Here is a 21,463-nt window from a genome sequence, read left to right as displayed (position 1 = left end):
CAGTTATCCAGTTGGTAACATGACAGTCCCTGTCCCGCTCAGTAGGAGCGTGGTAGAAGGGCTCAAGAGGGAGAAATCATAAATCATGCCATTATGGCTCTGATGTTTCTGCGTGACGGTAATGGTCAGCCTATCCCAATGGGGGATATCCAGCCTATCGCAATGGATGTGAATATCACGCACGCTTGTTAGCCAGCCTTGGCGGGCTTCATGGGCGGTTAGTGCTCCATGAAGGGCCGCTGCTTGCATGGCTATCTCTACCCCTGTGATAGGTGGGAGATGGTCTGCGATACGGTAAGGATTCGCGGGGTCATTATGGCATAATATCTGGGCTGTTAGCTGTGTTGCATCCCAGTGGGTGGCACGGTCTAACAAACAGCTTACCCCTTGGTGAGGAATAAGGGTGAGTATGTCATCACGAGTTAGCATGAGCGAGGGCGAGTCTAAGATGGTTCTCCCCGTAAGGCAAGGTGAGCGTGCAGTCCCGTTTATGGGCTATGGCATAGAGTAGCGGGAGAACATGCCCTGCTGGGTTATGACGTAGAATGTTCATCATCACGTCTGGGAGAGGCGGTGGCGGAGTGGCCTCACCTTTTCCCTCTTGGAAGGATAATGTGAGCGATAGGGCTCCGTTTGTACCAGGTGTGAGGATGAACGCACAACTAAATGCGTGGTCTGTGCGGCGTGCTGTGCCTAAAGAGCCGGGGACGGGCGCATCATAAATGCAGAATAGAACGGGGCGTTGCTCTATATGCGCTTCAATAGCGGCTTTGAGGAGCGCGGCGGGGAGGGTTTCATCATGAAGGCCGAGTGAAACAGCCGACTGGTGGCTGTGATGGCCGATCATCCAATAACCTGCTGGTGCATTATGGACGGAATTATGAAAGAGCGAGGGAGATACCGCCCCCCCCGGTGTGGTGAGGGATTCCAAAATTCGGTTGATGATAAAGCCATCCCCATTAGAGCTTGCAAAAATAATGGGGAGGTCCTCCGGCTTATAGGGGGTTTGTTGGCAGGCTTCTTCAGCGCAGAGCACAGCAAGACGGATAATCTGGCTTGCTCGGCGTTGTTCATTGATCGGGAGGCTCGTAGGAGCGGGAAGTTTTAGCGATTCAGCACATAAAGAGGCTTCACCACGAAGGATGTTTTGTACGGTTGGCCAACCATGCAGCCCCTCTCCCCAACAGCCAATGGCTTCGATTGCGACGATCATGCAAACCTCCCTAGAATGAGGCTGCTATTAGTCCCGCCAAAGCCAAAGGCATTATTCATTACATAATCAGAGCGGCTATGACGGGCGGTAAGGAGAATATCGCTGCGAAAGGTAGGGTCAGTTGTGTGGCTATTCATGCAAGGGGGGAGGTGATGAGTATTGAGTACGATAGCGCAGATCATCGTCTCTAAAATACCAGAAGCTCCTAGCGTATGGCCTGACCATCCTTTGGTAGAAGAGCATGGCACGCGAGACCCAAAGAGTGCGTAAATCGCACTATCCTCCATTTTATCATTTGCGCGGGTGCCGGTACCATGCATGTTGATATAGCCAATCGCCTTGGCGGGGAGGTGTGCGTGTTCTAATGCGCGTTGCATAGCGCGTATGGCCCCTGCCCCAGTGGGATCGGGAGAGGACATATGGTAGCCATCACTACTCGCCCCATAGCCGACAAGCCGCGCTCTATAACTTGATGTTCCGAGGGGAAGAGGGCGGGCGTTAGCACGCTCTAATAAAGCAAAACCGGCGGCCTCCCCAATGGAAATGCCATCACGCTCGGCATCACATGGGCGAGCAGGGTGAGGGGAGATGAGCTCTAGTGAAGTAAAACCTTGGAGGGTCATCCGGCATAGGCTATCGGCCCCGCCAACAATAGCGGCATCACATACGCCGCTCGTAATAAGATGAGCGGCATCTATAAAAGCCCGTGTGGAGGAGGCGCAAGCGTTGGAAATGGTCAGCAAAGGCCCACTAACACCGAGTCGTGCAGCGACATAACGGGGGAGGGAAGAGAGGTCTTGCGTGTTGGTGTAATGAAAGCTCTTTGGTAGCGTCGGGTCACCGGGCGTACGGGCTGCGTATGCCTCTTCTGCACTGAGAATACCGGATGTGCTTGTACCCATAATGACCGCAATGCGATGAGGACCATAATGCGCAGATGCGGTTTTTACAGTTTCTATGAAGCCATCTGTCATTAAGGCCATATCGGCCAGTCGGTTATTCCGGCAGTCAAATTGTGCGAGATGAGGGGGGATGACATGCTCCTCCACCCCGGCGACTCGTCCTATATAACCATGCCCTGTTGGTTGAAATTGGTCAGGTTGGAGGGTGTGTTGCTTATTTTGTAAACAACGCTGCGTTGCTTCTATGCCGCGCCCCATAGCACTAATAGCGGTTCCTGCGGTGATGATAAGCTCTGTCATAGCTTCGCTCTCATTGATGCTTTGGGAGGCATGGCCCCCATAAGGAGGAAGCTAAAGATCAACGCCAATAAGGCCCCGCAGGAGATGGTGAGGCCAATTTCTCGCAAGAGGGGTGTTTGGCAGCTGGCGAGGATAGCAAAGGAAGAAACAGTCATCAGGTTACAGGTTAAGAGTGTGCGTAGGGTGCGGGTGCGTTCGGCCTCATCTAATTGAGGTCGTCCAAAAAAAAGAGCGTAATCTATATTTACACCTAGCACAAAGGCGAGGGCGACAATATGGATGATTGAAAAAACAGGGTGATGAAGGCGCAATAAGGCTAATGTACTTAGGCCGGTGAGCGTTAAGGTGAGGGCCACACGGCCAACGCGCCCTGGGCTTTTAAGGCAGAAAAAGAGGGTTATGAGGGCAAAAGCTGTCCCGATGATGAGCCATAAGGCCGCTTGTTGAACATAAGGGTGAAGCAGGTCGCCTACGGCTGTCCTCATATTCACCAGCAATATTGTAGGGTCGTGCTGAGCATCACGACGCAACCATTCGGCTGCTTCTGGCGTGCGGGGGATAAGCAGGCCGTACCAACTGCCATGACGGGGAAAGAGTAGGAGTGCAAGGCGATAAGCGAGCGTGGTGTTAGTGAGGTCTTCTATTCCTAGGGATGGTTGTTGTTGTGCGGAGGCAACGTCCCGAGGGATAGTGGCGAAGGCATCAGCTGAGAAGGGAGAGCCTTGTAACGCTGTATGTAGATTAGCTGTGATAAGTTTTTCTGGCGGGAGGCTCTCCACCCTGTGTTGCTGGCGGGCTTTGCTGGGGAGTAGTAACGCAGCAGCTTCTATATCATGTGAGGGGGGGAGACGCTCTAGAATGGCTTCTTCCCGCTGAAGGACAGTTTCACTATCAGCGGCGTGGATAACACCTAACAGGCCTGCTTGGGGGGCTCCAAGTTGTTGACGGAGTTGGCGGTCCGTTTCGAGCATGGAAGGGGGTATGGGGTTGAGGATTTGGCCTTGGCGTTCGATTTGAAAAGGATGAAGCCAGAGGAGGGCCAAAGCTAAGGGGGCAGCAAGAAGGCAGAGCATACGATAATGCCGTAATTTTTCCCAGCGTAAGAGCGAGCGGGAAATGCCTTGATGATAGGCTGCTAAGTCGGCCTGGGTGATGAGATGGGGCAGCACCCAGATGGTCAAGCATGCGGCGGTGAGGATGCCGATGGCTGAGAACAAACCGAGTTGCATAAGCCCCGGCAAGCCGCAGAAGATCATACTTAATAGGCCGATGATGGCTGTCAGAGCGGCTAATTTCAGGCTTGTACCGATACGGCCTAAGACAATGGGGATGGCCTCGCCTTTATCACGATGGCCGAGGAGGAGAACGGGATAATCTAACGAAACCCCCAGCATAGTCATGCCAAACCCTAGGGCAATGCCATGTACCCAGCCAAAGAGGAGGTGTAGCCCGAGCATAGCGAGAGAGAGAGACAGCAAAAACGGCACACCAATGGCGGCTAGGACCCAAAGGGAGCGAAACCGCCAATATAGGATTATAATAACGAGTGAGAGAGAGAGTAGGGCCAGGCGGTCCATATCATGCCGCAGGGATTGTGCAGCAAAAAAAGAGAAAGCTGGTGTGCCTGTAAGGGTGAGCGTGTAGCCTTTATGCCCGTCTACACTTTGGGCAAAGGCTTGCATAATGGTGTGATGAAGTTGCGTGAGCTGGGCGGTATCAAGGCTGGGATGGCGGAGATGGAGCAGCATCAATGTGGCGTGATGGTCCGTTGTGAGCCATAAACCATCTTTGCTCTGAGGTGGGTTTACTTCATTGAGACTTGCCAAGTAATCCCCATAAGCCCCTGTAGGGTCATGTAGGCCGACATCTTCCACCACGGGGGCTGCCATAGATTGTAGGAGGTCGTAAAGCTGGTTTAGGTCGGTTCTGAGAGCCGTTGGGGTGAAAAGGCGGGTATGGTCATGAGGGGCAAGACCATAACGATGAGCAAAAAGAAGGGGCTGGTCCTTTTGCCATGAGAGGGCGCTCGGGCCATCAAGAATAAGGTTGAACTGCCCTCCCGCGACTAAAGCGTCATGAAAGCGATGGCCTATGTTGAGGAGAGTGGCTTCATCATCGCCTTTGATAGAGGCGAGCATAAGGGATTGCGTCGTCCCGTTATTAAGCTCGTCAAGCAGGAACTGAGATGTATCGTCATGGGGCCGGGGGAGGAAGGCCCGCATATCCATGCGTAAAGGGATGCAGGAGAATGTACCTATGGCTACGGCGATGGCGCAAAAAACTGCGAGTAGGAGGGGGAGGCGGCGTCTCATTGCGGGGTGATGATGGTCTCGGTGCTATCGCCATTTGCTTGGATGAGGCGTGTACGTTCTAGCACGTTATTGCGCCCCTCTAGTTGGACGCGTTGGATAATCTGCGCAACCTCTGATGTGCGGGGGGTGAGGAGGAGCGTCCAATGTCCCATATCGCCTTGTGCGCTGAGATTATAGTAGGTTTGTAACAAAGTTACGTCACCTTGGAGGGGGCCGCGGATTGTTGCTGCCATAATTTGCATAGTTGGGTTTATGTGCAGGGGGATGCTCCGCATAGGGCTTTGCCCATGTTGGAGCTGCACCATATCGCCTTCCAAAATAAAGTGATCTTGCACAGGGGTGAGGGTGTATTTCTCTATATGGTCAGGGGGTACGAAGCGGAGCAGCCCTTCGCTATGGAGGGGTTGCTTTAACGCATGGAGCTGGCGTGTTTCACGAAAGTGATTATCCCGTTGGGAGACCAGCCCAATATGGTGAATGATCTCTACGGCTAGGGCCTCATTAGATGTGGAGGAGGCTATAGGGGCGTGGTCTTGCCTGTAGAGGGGCTGGGCTAGAGCAGGGCTGAAGGTAAGGCAGCAGAGAAGAAGAGAGAGATATTTCATAAGGTCAGAGACCTTCTTCCCAGAAGTCGAAAAAATTGAACCAAGCATAAGGGTTTTGCTCACATAAATCTTCCATCCAGCGGGCATAGGCGAGGATGTGCGGATGTAAAGTGGACTGTGTTTCCCCTTGTGAGAGAGTATCAGTAAGGCGGCGGCATGCAATATGGTAAGAGCCATTTTTCTGCCGAATGGCTGAGACAAGCACAACCGGGGCGCCTGTACGGGCAGCAAGTTGATGCGGCCCTGCGGGAAGGCGGGCGGTTTGCCCAAGAAATGTCACAGGGACAGAGCGGCTATCATCATGGGCGCGGTCGGCTAATATGCCCACTACCTCCCCTTGTTTAAGGGCGTTGAAGGTTGTGAGCATACTATCTGCATGGCCAAGCTCAATGAGGTCGGCTTGAAAGGTCGGGGCAAGGGTTTCAATCAAACGTGAGGTTTCCCCTAGGAACCGTCGATACATCAACATGCGAAAGCGGACAGGGGCATCTATGCCGAAATAACGGAGGACATCAAAAGAGCCAATATGTGCCCCCATGATGATGCAGCCTTTTTGTTGTTTTAGGGCGTCTAAGAGGTAGTCGCGCCCATGGATATGGATTTTATGGGGTGGGAAACGTCCACTGAGAAGATAAATGCGGTCTAAAATATTGGTGCTGTAAGCATAAATATGTGCAAGGACCATACCATAATGGGGCTGTTGACCTCGCCCAACATTATGGAGATGAGTAAGATAGCGCCATGAGGCACGGCGCACCGAAGGATAAAAGGTGGCGTAATAAAGGGTTGCAGGCCAGCGGAATAACGCTGTGATGTGGTACCCCAAATGCAGTGCAACCCAAATGAGCAGCCGGCCGATTACTAGATTACCCTTTTCTGGGCGGAGCCATGTGTTGGCGCTCATAAGGATGGGCCCTTAGCCGTACCACGGAGGATGGTGCTTGTGGTGGTATGGCCGTCATGATGATGCAAACTAAAGCGGATCCGGCCACCGCCTAAAGCACTGGAGAAAAGATGGAGTGGTTCCTCCGGGCGGACAATGGAGAGAAATTTTACATTTTCGATAAAATGGGGTTTGAGCTTTAAGCGTGTAAAGACTTCCTCCAGCAGGACAATGCCTGGCACAGTAGGATTCTGGGGAAAATGGCCAGGGAGGGCAGGGTGTGTAGCTGGGATGGAAAAAGGTGGATAGGAGCGTTTTTCAGCATAATCGCGGATGAGGCTCTCCCAAGCGTGCCGTGTAAGTTTGCCAATGGCATTGCGTGGTAAATGCGGCAGGCGGACAAACCGGCGTGGCATAAAGGCGGGGTCAATATAATGGCGCAGGGCCCGCATAAGGGCAGTAGTATCGTCTATTGAGCTGACAATAAAGGCTTGCAAGCGCGTGGGTTCTGGCTTGTCGTTTTGGAGCTCTGCTTCACTAAAGAGGGGGGCGAAGCAGCCATCTAAGACCCCGTCTAGTTGGAGGAGTGCTTTGTTAAGGGCTCCATAAGAGGTGCGTTTTCCCGCGATTTTGAGGAGGTCCCCTTTGCGGCTCATGAGCGTGAAATGGCGTGGCCCTTTTTGGGTGATAATGTCATTAAGGGGGTGAGGTGTTGCATAGGGAGCGGTGCAGATATAGGCCTCTGCATCTGTTGAGGTTGGGTCTGCAGTTAGGGTTACCCCGTCGTAAAGTTGCCATGGGTCGGGGTTTATTGTGCGGCGGCTAGCAATGGAGCCTGTCTCGGTAGAGCCATAAATCTCCATCACTGGGGCGTGGAAAAGGGTTTCTGCCTCAAGAGCGAGGTCATGGGGCAGGGGAGCAGAGGCGGAGATAATGCGCCTTACTTCTGGCAGGGCGATACGTGCTGTGGTGAGGGAGCGTAGATGCACTGGCGTTGTGATGAGCGTATGTTCTGTGGGTATGTGAGCGGCTAGTTTTTCGACATCGCGGGGGAAGAAGGAAGGGCCGCTTGCTGTGGCTGTGTGGGTATGGAGGCTTTGGAGGATGAGTGTCTCAAACCCGTACATATGGTAGGGCGGTACCGTACCTAGCATAGTCGTAGTGGTGGGATGATGTGGGGCGAGGAGGGGTAGGGCTGCGTGACTGCGAGCGACAAGCTCCCCCCAATATTTAATATGCATTTTAGCTTGGCCCGTACTGCCTGAGGTAAAGACGTAGGCCGCTTTATAGTCCACAGCAAGGTGGGGATTATCTGATTGTGTTGCCTTGAGTGTGGCCAGAGGTGGGAGGGACAGATTCACCAGCTCTTCTGGCAACGCTGTAGGGCTGCTGCAAAGGGCGTTATGTTCCTTTTGTAAGGCCAGTAATTGCGAAGCTGCGTGATTGCTGGAGAGTATGCAATATTGTCCCTTTAGCAGGCTTGCTAAAAAGACGATGGTAAAGTGTAGAGGGTCGGTATGGAGGTTGATAATGGGGCGTTCTGGCCAATGATCAGCCAAGGCCCATGCGAAGGAGAGAAGTTGCTCACCGCTAATAGGCCCGGCCATCATGTAAAAAATAGGGCGTGCTGGTGCGGTGATGAGGGATAGATCAAAAGAGGCGTGCATGGATGAGGCAAATCGCGTTACGATGGACGATGAGCCTCAATATAATGTGCAAGGGAGCGTAATGAGTGGAATATCTCACGATTGTTATCATCATGTGATTCCAGCTTGATGCCGTACTGTGTGTTGACCATCAGAGCAATTTCAAGCACATCAATGGAATCGAGCCCCAACCCTTCCCCAAAAAGGGGCGTCTCTGGGTCGATGTCGTGGGGGTCCATATCAAGCTGCACGGCGTCCACAAGATGTGTTGCAACCTCGTGCTCAAAGGGGGTTTGTTCATGCAAAGGGGCAGTGGCTGTCACTGAAAGAGGCATCCATTTATATGAAGGGTAAAAGCTGTGACCTCTTAACACCGGGTGTAGCAGGCAGCAAGAGCCGTAGGGCTTGGCTTTGGCGGATTGTCATATTTGCTAGTGGTGTAGGAGTGGTGAATCTGACAATCGGAGGGCCTCAGTGGCAGGCAGTATGTGTCGGGTTGGGTATGATGATGCAGCTTGTGATGTTGCTGCCATACCGGGTGTGTTGGGGTTATGGATTATTATTGTGTATAGGGGTGGCCGGCGGGTTATGGCCGGGCTTTGTGCGGCTGGGGGACCAGCTCTTACTTTATGCGCTGGCTTTGCTGGGGCCGTTTATGATGTTTGTACGCTCCTTACGGCGGGGGCAGACGGCGTTTATCACACAATTAGCTGAGGCAGTACACGGGTCTTTGCGCCAGGATATACGGCGTTACACGATCATCCTAACATGGGTGTGGAGCGGCTTTTTTATGATCGCCTTGGGGGCCCCGGTTATTTTGTGGCTCTATGCGCCACAGCAAGGATGGTGGCATATCCCCATACGCGGCGGTACGTTGGGCGTGGCATTGCTTTTATTTTGTGGTGAGATGCCTCTGCGGCGGGTGATTATCCGTCACTATCAACATGCCACATTAAAGCAAAATATTATGGCAAGCCGTGTTGTTTTTATGAGAAAGAACTCTCTATTCTGATAGGTCTTAAATAGTTCACTCATATGTGATGAAATAGGCCATGTCTGATAGTACATTTTCTTCACAACGCTCATCGTCTTTTGTGCCTGGGGACATGCGGGAGGGCATTATGGCGCGTGGTTTATTTGATGACGTGGCAATATATTATGATCGGATAAATAGCTTATTTTCTCTAGGGACGGGTCGTTGGTATCGTCGTCGTATGCTCAGGCGTGCGGGGTTGCAGCCGGGGCAAACCGTTTTGGATGTGGCTATTGGCACAGGCCTCATCGCGCGGGAGGAGGTAGCTATTATAGGGGCGGAGCATGTTATAGGGGTGGATGTAAGTTGGGGTATGCTCCAGCAATGCCAACGCGCTTTGCCTATTTCGCTTGTGCAGGGGGATGTGATGTCCCTTCCTTTTGGCGATGAGAGTATTGACTTCCTTAGTCTAGGTTATGCGTTGCGTTTGATGGAAGATTTGACTCAAACCTTCGCTGCTTGCCGCCGTGTGTTAAAACCGGGCGGGCGGATTTTGGTCCTGGAGATTGGGCGGGCGGAGAGCCGTCTATTGCATAAATTATTGCATATTTATCTAGGACGGGTTGTTCCATTTTTATCGGGGCAAGCGGCGTATCGGGCGAGTCGCGGCCTGATGAATTATTATTGGGATACGCTAGAGAGCTGTGTATTTCGCCACGATGTGATCGCAGCGATGGAGCGTGCGGGGTTTCATAATATACGGTGCGAGGTCTCTTGTGGTGTGTTTCACGCATATATGGGGTGTGTGTAAGAGGGATAGTAGATGCATTTATTGTCGGATGTGCTAAGGAGGCGGCATGTCTAATTCTCCTAAATCTCCTCATCCTGTTTTATCGCGCTTTTATACACATCGTGAAGAACGCGAAGAATTCGTTAGTGGTTTGTTTGATGAAACAGCCAGCCATTATGACCGTATCAACGCTTTGTTTTCGTTAGGGACGGGTGGTCGTTATCGCCGGCAAATGTTGCACAAGGCGGGGTTAAGGGCAGGCCAAAATGTTTTAGATGTCGCGGTGGGGACGGGCCTTGTTGCGCGCGAGGCAATGGCCATTGTGGGCGCAGAAAAGGTGACCGGGCTGGATATGAGCTTTGGGATGCTCCAGCAATGCCGTCATTCTTTACCTATTTCTCTTGTACAAGGGAATGCGATGTCATTGCCTTTTGCTGATGGGAGTATCGATTTCCTCAGCATGGGCTATGCGTTGCGGCATGTAGCGGATTTACAGCAAACGTTTGCCTCTTACCATCGTGTGTTGAAGCCTGGCGGTCGTGTTTTGATTTTGGAGATCAGCCGGGCAGAGCATAAAATCGTTCAAAAGCTTTTGCAGTTTTATTTAGGGCGTGTTGTGCCGTTTCTCTCTGGTGTGGCGGCCTCGCGGGCTAGTCGTCGTTTGATGGATTATTATTGGGATACGATAGATCATTGCGTGTCTTATCAGGAGATTATGGCCGCGATGGAAGCTGCGGGGTTTCAGGATGTGCGCTGTGATGTCGCGTTGGGGATTTTCCGTGCTTATATGGGGCGCGTCTAAGCTGTGACATCGTCTTTTAAGCGGCGGGTATTGGTGCCCCATTATGCGAGGGGTACGCCTGTTGAGACAGCGCATAACCCTCTGGCTTGCGTGCGTTATGGGGGCGATGAAGCTGGGGTAGAGGTCGCACAGGGATGTGTTTTTATGACCCTTCCCGGCCCTTCGCCTGTTCTTTATGAAACATGGCATCCTATGCAGATAGGAGAACAACAGGCTGAGGGCACAGCGTCTATTATACCGCGTATGGCCGGTAAGGAATCTGGCATAGGTTGGAACTGCGAAGGTGATGTGTTGTTTGCAGCTTTTTGGGTGCAAGACCAGCCAGAATTATGCGATGCAGTACAAACACATTATGAGCGTTTGATCACATTAAGCCGGCAGAAGGGCTTCCCCCATATTTATCGGATGTGGAATTATTTAGGGGCGATCAATCAGGATAATGAGTATGGGGAGGAGCGCTATCGCGATTTCTGCCGCGGGCGAGCGCAGGCATTCGATGCGCTGGGGGTAGAGCTTACGGCCCTACCTGCTGCGACAGGGATTGGGTTGCCCGCGGGAGGAGTGGCTGTTTATCTTATTGCTCATCGTGTCATGCAGGGCGTGAATGTAGAAAACCCATCTCAGTTGCCTGCTTATCATTATCCACCACGTTATGGGCGGCGGTCCCCGTCTTTTGCACGGGCTACAGTGATGGAGGGTGAGAGTCAGACAGTCCTTTACCTTTCTGGCACGGCTAGTATTCGTGGGCATGAATCGGTTGGTCATACGCTTGATGAGCAACTTGCCATTACAATTGAGACAATCCATAGCCTGCGTGCGGCAGCAGAGAAACGCTTTCCGTGCCTTCAGGCTGGTCGGTTTGAGAGCATGAAGCTCTATGTGCGTCATCCTAAGGATGTGTCTGCTGTGCAAGCGGCAATAGAGCGTGCTTTTCCGTGTCCTGCTGGTCAAGCCCCGCTCTTGGTGGCAGATATTTGCCGAGCGGAGCTGTTGGTAGAGGTAGAGGGTATTCTCTTAGCGCGTCATTAGCAGGTCCTCACCGAGATAATGACCTTTACGATAGCCGGGGCAGGCAAACAGACCGCTGCCAATATGGGTTGTGTATTGGTTCATCATATCGAACTTTGCCATACGCTCAAAAATGCGGGTGAAGGCTTTGCGTGGGTCTTGCTGATAGGCAAGGAACATCAAGCCAGTATCAAACTCATTGCCCTGTCGCCACGGGGGCCAACGCTCTGCGATGTAGCTTAGGCCATTATCGTAGGAGTAAGCGCGCCTTAAAAACTCCGCTCCGCCATTCTCTTCTGGGGCGGCAAGGCGTGCATGGGAAGCCTCCGCCGTGATGGGATTACCGTATTTATCGGTTTGTTTGAGGGTGAGGGGATCAAACTCATGATGCCCCCCAATAGGGGCCCCGCTGCGTTTTTGCCGCCCCATTGTCTCCTCTTGGAAGCTGGTTTTCGTGCGGTCCCAATGCTCTAGGGCAATGCGGATAATCCGGGCAACGAGATAGGTCCCGCCTGCCATCCATGCTTTATCATCATCTGCGGCCCAGAGGACGCGCTTAGCAACAGCAGGGTCGGCAATATTGGGCTGCATGGTCCCATCTTTAAAGCCCATAAGATTGCGGCCCGTTTGGTGCGGCCCAAAATCGGGGAGGAAGCCCGTTTGTGCCCAACGTGGTGTGGCGATGCCATCAGCAAGGCGGGTGAGGATGCGGATGGCATGAAAAGCCGTTTGCGGATTATCGGCACAGCTTTGGATGCACAAATCGCCCCCCGTATGGGCGGGGACAAGCTGGTCCCCTGTAAAGCGGGGGAGGTCGGCTAAGGGGGCGGGCCGTTGGGCAGCGAGGCCGAACCTATCTTTCCCCTCTTTGGTAAAAAGGGTGGGGCCAAAGCCAAAGGTGAGCGTTAGGGCCTGATGAGGCAGGCCGTATGTCTCATCAGAATCAACAAGGCCGGGGATGGGCTTCCCTGCCATAAGAGCCGCTGCGGCGTCCGTCCAGCGTTGCATAAGCTGAGCAACATCATGGCGGTTCTCGGTCGTGATATCCAGCGTGAGGAAATAGAGAAAAGGCAGTTGTGGCAGGGTAATACCCGGTTGATGGAGGAACTCTGCGGGGGATGTCGCCCAAGCATGGCGCGGGGCGAGGCAGCCCAGCCCAGCCATACCAAGAGCAGTGCCTAGAGCTTTACGGCGTGTGAGGAGATGAGCCATGGCTTTCACCCTTATGGTAGGCTGACATTGAGGGTATTCATATCGTCTTCGACATAATAAAAACCCTTATTATCTGGTGTCATAGCAAGGCCAAAGAGGTCGCCATTACCGGGTGGTTGCTGGGCTTGGTCATTATCTACCCATTGGGCGTAAAGCTGTTTTTTCGCCACCGGGTCAATCTCTACCACTTGCCCATTACGGCCATTGGCAACAAGCAAATGATGGCCGGGGACCCAAATCATCGCTAAAGGCCAGTTGAGCAATTTGCCTTTGGTGATGATGCGTCCAACAGCATCATTTTGGCGTGTTACAGGCTCGGTGCGGGTGAGGGCGTTATCAATAGCGGTGACTTCCTCATCATAGCCATCGGTGACGTATAATGTGCCATCAGTATCTAGGGCTAAGCCTGTGGGGCCAAAGAGGAAGTTATCGCGGTCCGCACGCCCAGCAAAACCACTGGCAATGACGGTTTGTTGGGCGATAACAGGGGGCTTGCCTGCGGGGATGTCGAGGTTAAAGCGCACCACTGTCGCATTATGTAAGATGGGAGGATAATGGGTGACAGGGTCGCTCACATAAGGGCTGGGCAAGCCCGCTGCGGCCATGGAGATAAAAAGCACTGCCTTATCGCCATTATCTACGCTGGCAATATTGCCCCATGGGCCAGTGATGAGCGGGCCTTTCCATGCTGTGGTAAAGGTGCCGTTTGCATCAAAGACGAGCAAGCAACCATCGCCCTTTGTGCCGGTTGTGCCATCTTTGCTAGGGGTGCTGCCGACAATCACCCAGCCGGATTTGAGCACTGTGAGAGCCGTAGTAAAGCCTATACCACCGGGGCAGGCGGCGAGATGAGCGGGCGCGCTGGCAAAGAGGCGTACGCTTTTCGTTACGGGAGAGTAAGCAACAATGGTTGTGCCTGTACCTTGTAGATTATTGACGTTGTTAAAATTAGTAACAAGTACCTCATCTTTCTTCAGGCTCCCCATATCTTGGGGGACAACATAAATTGCATAAGGGTTGAGGTCGCCATTACCGGGGCTAGTGGAAGCGAGCATGGCATGGCGGTGGATGGTCTCTAAAAACCCTTTTGGGGCAGCCTGAGCCTGCGTGGAGGAGAGCTGCCAGCCTAGCAAGAAGCCGAGAGTAAGGAGGGTAAAAGGGCGAGAGGAGAGTGGTTTAATGCGCATGATGTCTATCCTTACAGAGCAATGATGGCGCGCAGCCCAAGGACGGCAATATCTTTAATGCGCCGTGTGGGATGGAGTGGGTTGGGGATGCCCCCAGAGGGGTTAAAGAGATATTGGAAGTCCGGCTGAAGTTGGAGCCAGCCTGTCATCTGGCATTGATACATCAGCTCCATATAGGTCTCGCCGGTTTGGGTAGGGTTATAGGTGCCAGAATAGTTCCGCACGGCGCGATCATATTTTGCCAGGGCGTGGCTAACATGGGTGTAGCCCATCCCGAGGCCTAACGTATCATCTTGGCGGTAGGGGAGAGGGTCTTTTAAGGTGAAGCCAAAATTCATGCTGAAATCAATCGGCACGCGGTGTGATTGCGGCGTTCCCATAACGCGGGCAAACATATTGAAGGTGCGGTTAGGGTCGAAGTGACTATGCCAGAGCATTTGGTCAACCACGGCATAAAGGCTAAAAGCCCCTCTATGCCTGCGTGGGGCTCCATTACTATCGGGGGAGGCGAGGGATGTGCCACTTGTATCCCAATATTGGTCGGCAAAAGGCTCGGAATTATACCAGCCTCCGATGCGATAAACGCGGGAGAGGGCGTCAGCATCATCGGGGGAGACCATAGCCCCAAGGCCCGGATAGATATATTGGAGCTCCATAATCGCCATCACCCCACGGTCGAGCGTAAAGCTTGTGCCAGAGCGATTATGTTGTTGGGGGTCGCCTGTACGGTTATGGACGGGGCTGCCGCTAAACACGCCTCCTTGAATATAAAGCGGCGTTGCTGCCCAATAGCGTGCGCGTACCCCAAGGCTGGAGAGCGGATAGGCCGGGCCACCGCCGGGGAGGTCGGCAGAGGGGAGCATCGGCCAGCCGAACATCGTATTGGCAAAGACGAGGGCGTTATTGCTGACCATCCATTCTTGGTCCAAGCTTTGTTGGCCAATTTTAATATCAAGAGCCTGTTGGTCGAGGAATTTTTGGTCAAACCACATTTCCCATAAGCGGGTGGAGCGGTCAGCCTCAATCCCGCTGACAGTTTGATACACACCAAGATTATCAGCACTTAAACTACGGCCATGGATTTGTTCCATACTGATTTGGAAGGTCCCGCCATACCAGCCAAAAGCGCGTTGTGTGTTCATTTGCAGGACGGCCGTTGTCAGCCCATCATAAGCAGGGCCTTTATGAAACCCACCAGAGACATTGGCAAAAAGCTCCGATGTTTCTTGAATAGCAAGGACAAGCCCGGCTTTGCCCATCTCTGTGCGTAAGCCCCACATATTGCCAAGCAGGTTGGCATCGCGCTTCCAGTTGGAGAGGAAGCCAAATACACCATCTGATGATTCATCACCCGCAGCGGCCGCATTGCCGATATTGACCATCGGCGCACGGGCATAAGCTATATGTCCAGCTAAAAGGAGGGCACCCGCCCCTGCGAGATTCATTGCTTTTAGGAAACGTTTTAGGGGTGATTGTCTATCCAGCAGAGCGGTGTGAGGAGGGGTCATGATGATGTCCAACTCATGGGTGATATTTATTACAGATATAAAAAAGCTTTTCTAAAAGTCAACGATTCTAATAATCATTCGCAACAAAATAGTAACGCTAGCTTCTGTCACTCCATTTTGACGTAGGATGGGGCATTATGGAGTATATTTGTTTTTATAACGTAATATTTGCGCGCAGCCCAAAGACGGCGATATTTTTAATACGCCGTGTGGGATGGAGCGGATTAGGGATGCCCCCAGAGGGGTTGAAGATATATTGAAAATCCGGCTGGAGTTGGAGCCAACCTGTCATTTGGCCAAGATACATTAGCTCCATAAAGGTTTCGCTGCCTTAAGCAGGGCTATAGCGATTTGTATGTGTTTGTACAGCGCGGTCATATTGGGCAAGGCTATGGCTTGTATGGGTGTAGCCCATGCCAAGGCCCAGCACATCATAAGGATGAGCGGGGAGAGGGGCTTTGAGGGTGAGGCCAGCATTCATGCTGAAATCAATCGGCACACGGTCTGATTGTGGGGTGCCCATTACACGGGCAAAGAGAGCCAGAGCGCGGCTTAAATTGTGATGGCTGTGCCAGAGTGTTTGGTCCATCACAGCATAGAGGCTAAAGGCCCCACGATGGAGGCGTGCCCTACCGGTACTTTGGGGGGGGCTTAGGGCGATGCCATGTTCATCCCCATATTGGTCAGCAAAGGGCTCGGAATCATACCAACCGCCTAGACGATAGACATAGGGCAGGGTTGTGGCTTCCTCAGGTGAGGCGATATGTTTTAGCTCGCCACGCGCATATTGGAGTTCCGCAATAGCAAATATACCGCGATTGAGGACAAAGCTTGTGCCGGAGCGGTTGCTCTTTTGGGCATCGCCAGTGCGGGCATAAGCGGGGCTACCACTAAAGATGCCTGCTTGGATGTAGAGTGGCTTTACGACATGATACCGGGCACGTCCCCCAAGGCTGGCAAGAGGAGAGGCTGGGCCACCACCGGGGAGGTCGGCTGAAGGGAGCATCGGCCAGCCGAACATCGTATTGGCAAAGAGCAGCGCATTATTGCTGATCATCCATTCTTGGTCCAAGCTTTGCTGGCCGATTTTGATGTCGAGCGTGTGATGGGGGAGGAATTTTTGGTCAAACCATAACTCCCATAAACGGGTGGAGCGGTCGGCCTCAATCCCGCTGATAGTTTGATACACACCAAGATTATCCGCACTGAGATTACGGCCGTGTATTTGCTCCATACTGACTTGGAATGTCCCGCCCGACCATCCAAAAGCGCGTTGTGTGTTGAGTTGAAGGACGGCTGTTGTCATGCCGTCATAAGCTGCCCCGCGACGGAACCCACCAGAGATATTGCCAAAAAGTTCTGATGTTTCTTGAACGGCTAGAACAAGGCCGATTTTGGCCATTTGGGTCCGCAGCCCCCCATTGCGCCGAGGAGGGTGAGATGATTGCTCCAACTCGGGAAAGGGGAGAGCAGGCTATAAAGGCTGCCTAAAGGCGATATATCGAAGATGTTGTGGGAGAGGTTATCAAAGATGGCCGTGGAGGCGTCCTCCCCCGCTGCAGTGGCATTGCCGAGATTCACCAATGGCGCACGCGCATAAGCGGGAAGGACAATAAGAGGCAGGGCTAACCCTGTGATAGCGATGCGGGGAAGATGGCGCTTTAATAAAGATAATATGTTGGGTAGGGAGGCAAGAGAGGGCATGCAAGCCTCCAAATGAAAAGGGAAGGCTGCATCACTATAGGAGTAACGTTAAAGGTTAGAAAATTGTTTTTGAATGAAACTGAGCCGCTTTATTTTCAATTATACTGAAAATGGCGTCCCGTACGGGATTCGAACCCGTGTTGCCGCCGTGAAAGGGCGGTGTCCTAGGCCTCTAGACGAACGGGACTAAAGGCGTGAGGGGTTAATAGGCAGGATGGGGCGTGACGTCAAGCCAATGCGGCGTCAAAAATGAAAAAAGTAAGATTTTCTCGCTCTTGCCAACGTTCTAATCGTAATTGCCCAGCAATATGGAGGAGGGGGCGGCTCTTATCCTCTAAGAGGGGGGCAAAACGTTTTTCCCCAGAGCGAAAAAGCAACCCTTTAAGGCGGTTAAGGCCATCGCTATCTTGGAGAATCACCCGTAACGTATTGCCATCTTGGCCGATGCGGTCGGCCTTAACACAGCGCACATTGCGGAGGGCTAAAAGGGGTTCTTCATTTCCCGGTCCGAAAGGGGCTAGTTGGGCGATAGTCCGGGCGAGCGTAGCTGTTGCCCCTTGAATATTCACCACACCATCCAAGAGCAAATCATCTTGCGGGGGGAGAGTGCGTGCCTCACTGAGCATATCGTCTAGGAAGGTGTGAAAAGCGGGGCATTGTTCCTCAGTAAGGGAGAAACCAGCCGCCATAGCATGGCCCCCACCGGTTAAGAGCAACCCGGATTGTTGGGCCTGAATAATGGCTGCCCCCATATCCAACCCTGTGATGGAGCGGGCAGAGCCTTTCACTATCCCTTCCTGCAAGGCTCCGACAAGGGCAGGGCGGTTAAAGCGTTCTTTCAACCGGCCTGCGACAATGCCTACCACACCGGGATGCCAATCTGCCCCGTGGAGGAAGATAACCGCACGGCCAGCCTCGAGCTGCGTTTGGGCTTGCTCTATAGCTGCATCAAGAATATGGCTCTCAACGGTTTGTCTTTTGCGGTTGATTTCATCTAGGGCTTCGGCAATGGGGCGGGCATCGTCTTCAGTCGGGCTGAGGAGGAGCTGCAAACCTTGCCCAGCTTTACTAATACGTCCCCCAGCATTAATGCGCGGGCCTAGGGCAAAGCCGCAGCTCATTGCGGTGGCATCGGCCTTTACCCCGGCAATATCAGCCAGTGCGGCTAAGCCGGGGCGTTGACGGCGATTCATGATTTTGAGGCCTTGGGCAACAAGAGCGCGATTAAGCCCCTGTAAGGGCATCACATCACAAATGGTTGCTAAAGCTGTGAGGTCTAGCAGAGCCATAAGGTCAGGCTCTGGATGGTGGTTGAACCACCCTTGCTGGCGGAGTGTGCGTTGGAGGGCTATGATGGTGAGGAACGCAACAGATGTGGCACAAAGCTGCCCAAGGCCGGACTCACAATCAAGACGATTCGGGTTGACGACCAACCCTTTGGGTAAGCGCATACCATCGGGCTTGTGATGGTCTAGTACGATGCGGTCCGCCCTGCTCTCAAAATGGTCGAGTGTTTCAACCGCGGCGGTACCGCAATCCACACATACGAGCAGTGTCGCCCCTTGTTGGAGGAGCCCTTCCAAAGCGGGGATGTTGGGGCCATAGCCTTCGGCAATGCGGTCAGGGATGTGGGTAAAAACCTGGCAGCCTAAAGCAGTGAGTGTGGAGCAGAGCAGGGCCGTCCCACAAGCTCCATCAACATCATAATCCCCTAAGATGCCGATTGTCTCATGGTGTGTCACGGCTGCTGCCAAACGGGCTGCTGTGGCGTCCATATCTTTGAGGCAAGAGGGGTTTGGCAGCGCATCGCGCAAACGGGGTTGGAGGTAAGATTCCACCGTTTCTACCGTGATGCCACGCCCTGCAAGGATGCGTGCTGTAAGCTCGGACATATCCAGCTTCTGGGCAAGGGCGAGGGCCAGCCTGTTATCTGCTTGGGCAAGGAGGGGATGACGCCATACCCAGCGGCGTAGCCCTGCACTGCGTTGTATATTTAAAACAAGGTCCGGCGTAGTGGGGGGAGTGGTGGTAGAAGGCGAGGTGGCACGCATGAAAGGGGTAAAAGGTCCTTAAGCGAGATGAGGGTCGAAATGGTGATAAGCATCCATATAGCGGATTGTGCCACTCTCTGAGCGCATCATGACGGAATGGGTGCGGATATAATGCGGGTTGGGATATTCCACCCCTTTTAGCAAATCACCAGAGGTCACCCCTGTAGCGCAGAAAAAGACAGGACCAGCCGCCATATCGGCCAAGGTAAGGGCCTGTGTAGGGTCGAGGTCAGCGCGAATCATGCTGCGTGTGCGTGTAATTTGGGCCTCGTTCTCAAAAAGGAGGCGACCTTGCATTTGGCCATTCAGGCACCGTATTGCCGCGGCGGCTAATACACCTTCCGGTGCGCCACCGCTGCCTGCATAAATATCGACCCCGCTATTGGGCAAACATGTGGCGATGACGGCGGCTACATCACCATCACTGATGAGCCGGACACGCGCCCCGGCTTCGCGTGCTTTGGCCACAAGCTCATTATGGCGTTCCCGCTCTAGCGCACAGAGGATGAGGTCGCTGACATCGCAGTGCTTGGCGCGTGCTAGATTAGCGAGATTTTGGCCTATAGAGGCATCAATCTCTATCACGCCGTCCGGCAGGCCGGGGCCTACAGCGAGCTTTTGCATATAAATATCTGGCGCGTGGAGGAAGCAGCCTTTTTGGGCGAGGGCTACAACAGTGATGGCATTGGGCAGGCTACGGGCGCAGAGATTGGTTCCCTCTAGCGGGTCCACAGCAATATCCATCTCTGGGCCGCCGTGGCCTACTTTTTCGCCAATATAGAGCATGGGGGCTTCATCCATTTCCCCCTCACCAATGGTCACTGTGCCGCTGATGGCAACAGTATCAAAGGCTGTACGCATTGCTGCAACAGCGGCCGCATCCGCAGCGTTTTTATCGCCACGGCCTGTCCAACGGGCAGAGGCAATGGCAGCGGCCTCGGTCACACGGGCGAGGTCAAGGCCCAGATTCCGCCCCGTTACACGGTACGCATGAGGTGTGATGCTGGAGGGCTGGGAACTCATGGTAAATCCTCCAGCTTGAGGGCAAGCGGTGTGCCGTTGATAAAGGCGACTTCCTCTAAAATGGGGAGGAGGCGGTTAATCTCGGCCAAGCTTGTGGTGCCGGTGAGGAAGATAAGCTGGGCAGCATCACCCTCCATATGGTGATGGCCGCTCTCTATCGGGAGGGCCTCATTTTCTAAAATGGTGCGGACCTCACGCAGGGCCGTAGTAGCATCTGGTGCCGCATCTGATGGGGTTTTGAGCGTGATGCGGAGATAGAACCGGCTGGGCAAGTCTTCAATCGGCTCGCACGCGATGGGGGCTTGCTCTGCCATACGGCCCCAGAGAGGGAGGGCATGACCACGGGCGAGGTCGATAATATCGGCCATGACCGCATTTGCTGTAGGGCCTTCTCCCGCCCCTTGGCCGGAGATGGTAATCGGCCCGCTGAAAGGCCCTTCCGTTGTGAGGGCATTATACACGCCATTAACCTGCGCGAGGCCCGATTGTGCGGGGATGAGGCAGGGTTGCACCCATGCTTCTACGCGGTCATCGGCAAGGCGGCGGGCAACACCGAGCATTTTGATGGCATAACCCAGCTTACGGGCCTGATGAATATCGCTTGTTGTGATGCGGCGCATCCCGCTGACGGCAAGACTATCAAAGAGAATCGGGCGGAAGGCAATGGCCGTGAGGATGCTTAGCTTATGGGCGGCATCCCAGCCATCAATATCAGCGGAGGGATCAGCCTCAGCATAGCCTTTCTCTTGGGCTTCCTTCAATACATCATCAAAAGCGCGGCCTGTTTCCGCCATCTCGGTGAGGATGAAGTTGCTTGTCCCATTGAGGATGCCGCTTAAGCGTGTGAGGGCATCTGGGGCGACCCCTTCGCGCACCATTTTGATAGCGGGGATGCCCCCTGCCACGGCTGCTTCAAACAAAAGCGGGGCGTCATGTTTATGGCTGAGGCGCGCGAGCGTTTGGGCATGACGAGCTACAAGGGCTTTATTAGCTGTGACGACAGCTTTGCCCGCCTTTAAGGCGGCCTCTACCAAAGCACGGGCCGCGCCATCTGCCCCGCCCATAAGCTCTACCACCACATCAATATCAGGGGCGGCAGCAAGGGCGATAGGGTCATCGTACCATTGCAGGGCGGAGAGGTCGATCCCCCGATCGCGTGTGCGATTGCGGGCACTGACGGCAATAACCTCAATCTGACGGCCTGTACGGCTTTGGAGCAGAGCCGCGTGGGCGCGCAATAGGCGAATGACACCCGTCCCCACTGTCCCAAGGCCTGCAATACCTAACCGAAGTGGCGGAAGGGCGGGAGATGATACAGTGTTGTGAAGGGCAGCAGTCATGTGC

Annotated in this window: 19 protein-coding genes, 1 tRNA gene and 1 pseudogene; 4 read left to right on the top strand and 17 right to left on the bottom strand. The window is 53.6% G+C overall.

Translation table 11 applies throughout. The features are described from left to right. Positions 1 to 3: 3 nt before the first annotated feature. From NQF89_RS01005 to NQF89_RS00970, 8 genes are read right to left on the bottom strand one after another with little or no spacing between them, the layout of a single operon-like run. Positions 4 to 429 (bottom strand): phosphotransferase, encoded by a 426-nt coding sequence (locus NQF89_RS01005; RefSeq protein WP_155572598.1) that lies wholly within the window; start codon positions 427 to 429, stop codon positions 4 to 6. Next, on the bottom strand, positions 416 to 1,213 hold the full coding sequence (locus NQF89_RS01000; RefSeq protein WP_155572599.1) for a beta-ketoacyl synthase chain length factor: 798 nt from the start codon (positions 1,211 to 1,213) through the stop codon (positions 416 to 418). The genes NQF89_RS01005 and NQF89_RS01000 overlap by 14 nt, the downstream gene beginning before the upstream one ends. Next, positions 1,210 to 2,415 (bottom strand): beta-ketoacyl-[acyl-carrier-protein] synthase family protein, encoded by a 1,206-nt coding sequence (locus NQF89_RS00995; protein ID WP_155572600.1) that lies wholly within the window; start codon positions 2,413 to 2,415, stop codon positions 1,210 to 1,212. The genes NQF89_RS01000 and NQF89_RS00995 overlap by 4 nt, the downstream gene beginning before the upstream one ends. Next, positions 2,412 to 4,727 (bottom strand): MMPL family transporter, encoded by a 2,316-nt coding sequence (locus NQF89_RS00990; RefSeq protein ID WP_155572601.1) that lies wholly within the window; start codon positions 4,725 to 4,727, stop codon positions 2,412 to 2,414. Before NQF89_RS00990 ends, NQF89_RS00995 begins: the two co-directional genes overlap by 4 nt. Beyond that, positions 4,724 to 5,332, bottom strand: coding sequence for a LolA-related protein (locus NQF89_RS00985; RefSeq protein WP_155572602.1), 609 nt, complete (start codon positions 5,330 to 5,332; stop codon positions 4,724 to 4,726). Before NQF89_RS00985 ends, NQF89_RS00990 begins: the two co-directional genes overlap by 4 nt. Positions 5,333 to 5,336: 4 nt before the next feature. Beyond that, on the bottom strand, positions 5,337 to 6,236 hold the full coding sequence (locus NQF89_RS00980; protein WP_099026508.1) for an LpxL/LpxP family acyltransferase: 900 nt from the start codon (positions 6,234 to 6,236) through the stop codon (positions 5,337 to 5,339). Then, entirely contained in the window at positions 6,233 to 7,882 is a 1,650-nt protein-coding gene (locus tag NQF89_RS00975) for an AMP-binding protein (protein WP_155572603.1), read from the bottom strand. The genes NQF89_RS00980 and NQF89_RS00975 overlap by 4 nt, the downstream gene beginning before the upstream one ends. 17 nt (positions 7,883 to 7,899) lie before the next feature. Further along, a complete protein-coding gene (locus NQF89_RS00970) occupies positions 7,900 to 8,184 on the bottom strand; it encodes a phosphopantetheine-binding protein (protein ID WP_257875103.1) in 285 nt (94 codons plus the stop codon). Positions 8,185 to 8,204: 20 nt separating this feature from the next. On the opposite strand from NQF89_RS00970, the gene NQF89_RS00965 reads away from it, so the two are divergent. From NQF89_RS00965 to NQF89_RS00950, 4 genes are read left to right on the top strand one after another with little or no spacing between them, the layout of a single operon-like run. Beyond that, positions 8,205 to 8,873 carry a COG4648 family protein gene (locus tag NQF89_RS00965; RefSeq protein WP_155572604.1) on the top strand — a complete coding sequence of 223 codons (669 nt, stop codon included), beginning with the start codon at positions 8,205 to 8,207 and terminating at the stop codon, positions 8,871 to 8,873. 40 nt (positions 8,874 to 8,913) lie between these two features. After that, positions 8,914 to 9,645, top strand: coding sequence for a class I SAM-dependent methyltransferase (locus tag NQF89_RS00960; RefSeq protein ID WP_099026504.1), 732 nt, complete (start codon positions 8,914 to 8,916; stop codon positions 9,643 to 9,645). Between the two features lie 46 nt (positions 9,646 to 9,691). Next, on the top strand, positions 9,692 to 10,426 hold the full coding sequence (locus NQF89_RS00955) for a class I SAM-dependent methyltransferase (protein WP_266106719.1): 735 nt from the start codon (positions 9,692 to 9,694) through the stop codon (positions 10,424 to 10,426). A gap of 3 nt (positions 10,427 to 10,429) precedes the next feature. Then, positions 10,430 to 11,455 carry a chorismate transformation enzyme, FkbO/Hyg5 family gene (locus tag NQF89_RS00950; RefSeq protein WP_266137294.1) on the top strand — a complete coding sequence of 342 codons (1,026 nt, stop codon included), beginning with the start codon at positions 10,430 to 10,432 and terminating at the stop codon, positions 11,453 to 11,455. Here NQF89_RS00950 and NQF89_RS00945 read toward each other — a convergent pair. The 9 genes and pseudogenes from NQF89_RS00945 to NQF89_RS00905 all read right to left on the bottom strand — a co-directional run bounded on the left by NQF89_RS00945 (position 11,441) and on the right by NQF89_RS00905 (position 21,459). Next, the gene (locus NQF89_RS00945; RefSeq protein ID WP_155572607.1) at positions 11,441 to 12,646 is read right to left on the bottom strand and encodes a Dyp-type peroxidase; all 1,206 of its coding nucleotides are present in this window, start codon (positions 12,644 to 12,646) and stop codon (positions 11,441 to 11,443) included. The genes NQF89_RS00950 and NQF89_RS00945 overlap by 15 nt on opposite strands. A gap of 11 nt (positions 12,647 to 12,657) precedes the next feature. Beyond that, complete coding sequence (locus NQF89_RS00940) at positions 12,658 to 13,833, bottom strand: NHL repeat-containing protein (RefSeq protein ID WP_230880564.1); 1,176 nt, start codon at positions 13,831 to 13,833, stop codon at positions 12,658 to 12,660. Between the two features lie 11 nt (positions 13,834 to 13,844). Next, positions 13,845 to 15,341, bottom strand: coding sequence for a carbohydrate porin (locus NQF89_RS00935; RefSeq protein WP_266137293.1), 1,497 nt, complete (start codon positions 15,339 to 15,341; stop codon positions 13,845 to 13,847). Positions 15,342 to 15,495: 154 nt separating this feature from the next. After that, positions 15,496 to 16,647 (bottom strand): annotated as a pseudogene (locus tag NQF89_RS00930) (carbohydrate porin). Between the two features lie 71 nt (positions 16,648 to 16,718). After that, complete coding sequence (locus tag NQF89_RS00925) at positions 16,719 to 17,045, bottom strand: hypothetical protein (protein WP_266137292.1); 327 nt, start codon at positions 17,043 to 17,045, stop codon at positions 16,719 to 16,721. 111 nt (positions 17,046 to 17,156) lie between these two features. Next, a tRNA-Glu gene (locus NQF89_RS00920) sits at positions 17,157 to 17,232 on the bottom strand. Positions 17,233 to 17,272: 40 nt separating this feature from the next. Continuing rightward, positions 17,273 to 19,096, bottom strand: a complete 1,824-nt coding sequence (gene recJ, locus NQF89_RS00915) for a single-stranded-DNA-specific exonuclease RecJ (RefSeq protein ID WP_266137291.1) — start codon at positions 19,094 to 19,096, stop codon at positions 17,273 to 17,275. A gap of 18 nt (positions 19,097 to 19,114) precedes the next feature. Then, positions 19,115 to 20,119 (bottom strand): class II fructose-bisphosphatase, encoded by a 1,005-nt coding sequence (glpX, locus tag NQF89_RS00910; RefSeq protein ID WP_266137290.1) that lies wholly within the window; start codon positions 20,117 to 20,119, stop codon positions 19,115 to 19,117. After that, positions 20,116 to 21,459: a homoserine dehydrogenase gene (locus NQF89_RS00905; protein WP_266137289.1), complete on the bottom strand. Its 1,344-nt coding sequence runs from the start codon at positions 21,457 to 21,459 to the stop codon at positions 20,116 to 20,118. The genes glpX and NQF89_RS00905 overlap by 4 nt, the downstream gene beginning before the upstream one ends. Positions 21,460 to 21,463: the final 4 nt, after the last annotated feature.

This window comes from Bombella pollinis, from assembly GCF_026385485.1.
Lineage (GTDB): Bacteria > Pseudomonadota > Alphaproteobacteria > Acetobacterales > Acetobacteraceae > Bombella > Bombella pollinis.
This window is presented reverse-complemented; position numbering and strand designations above follow the sequence as displayed.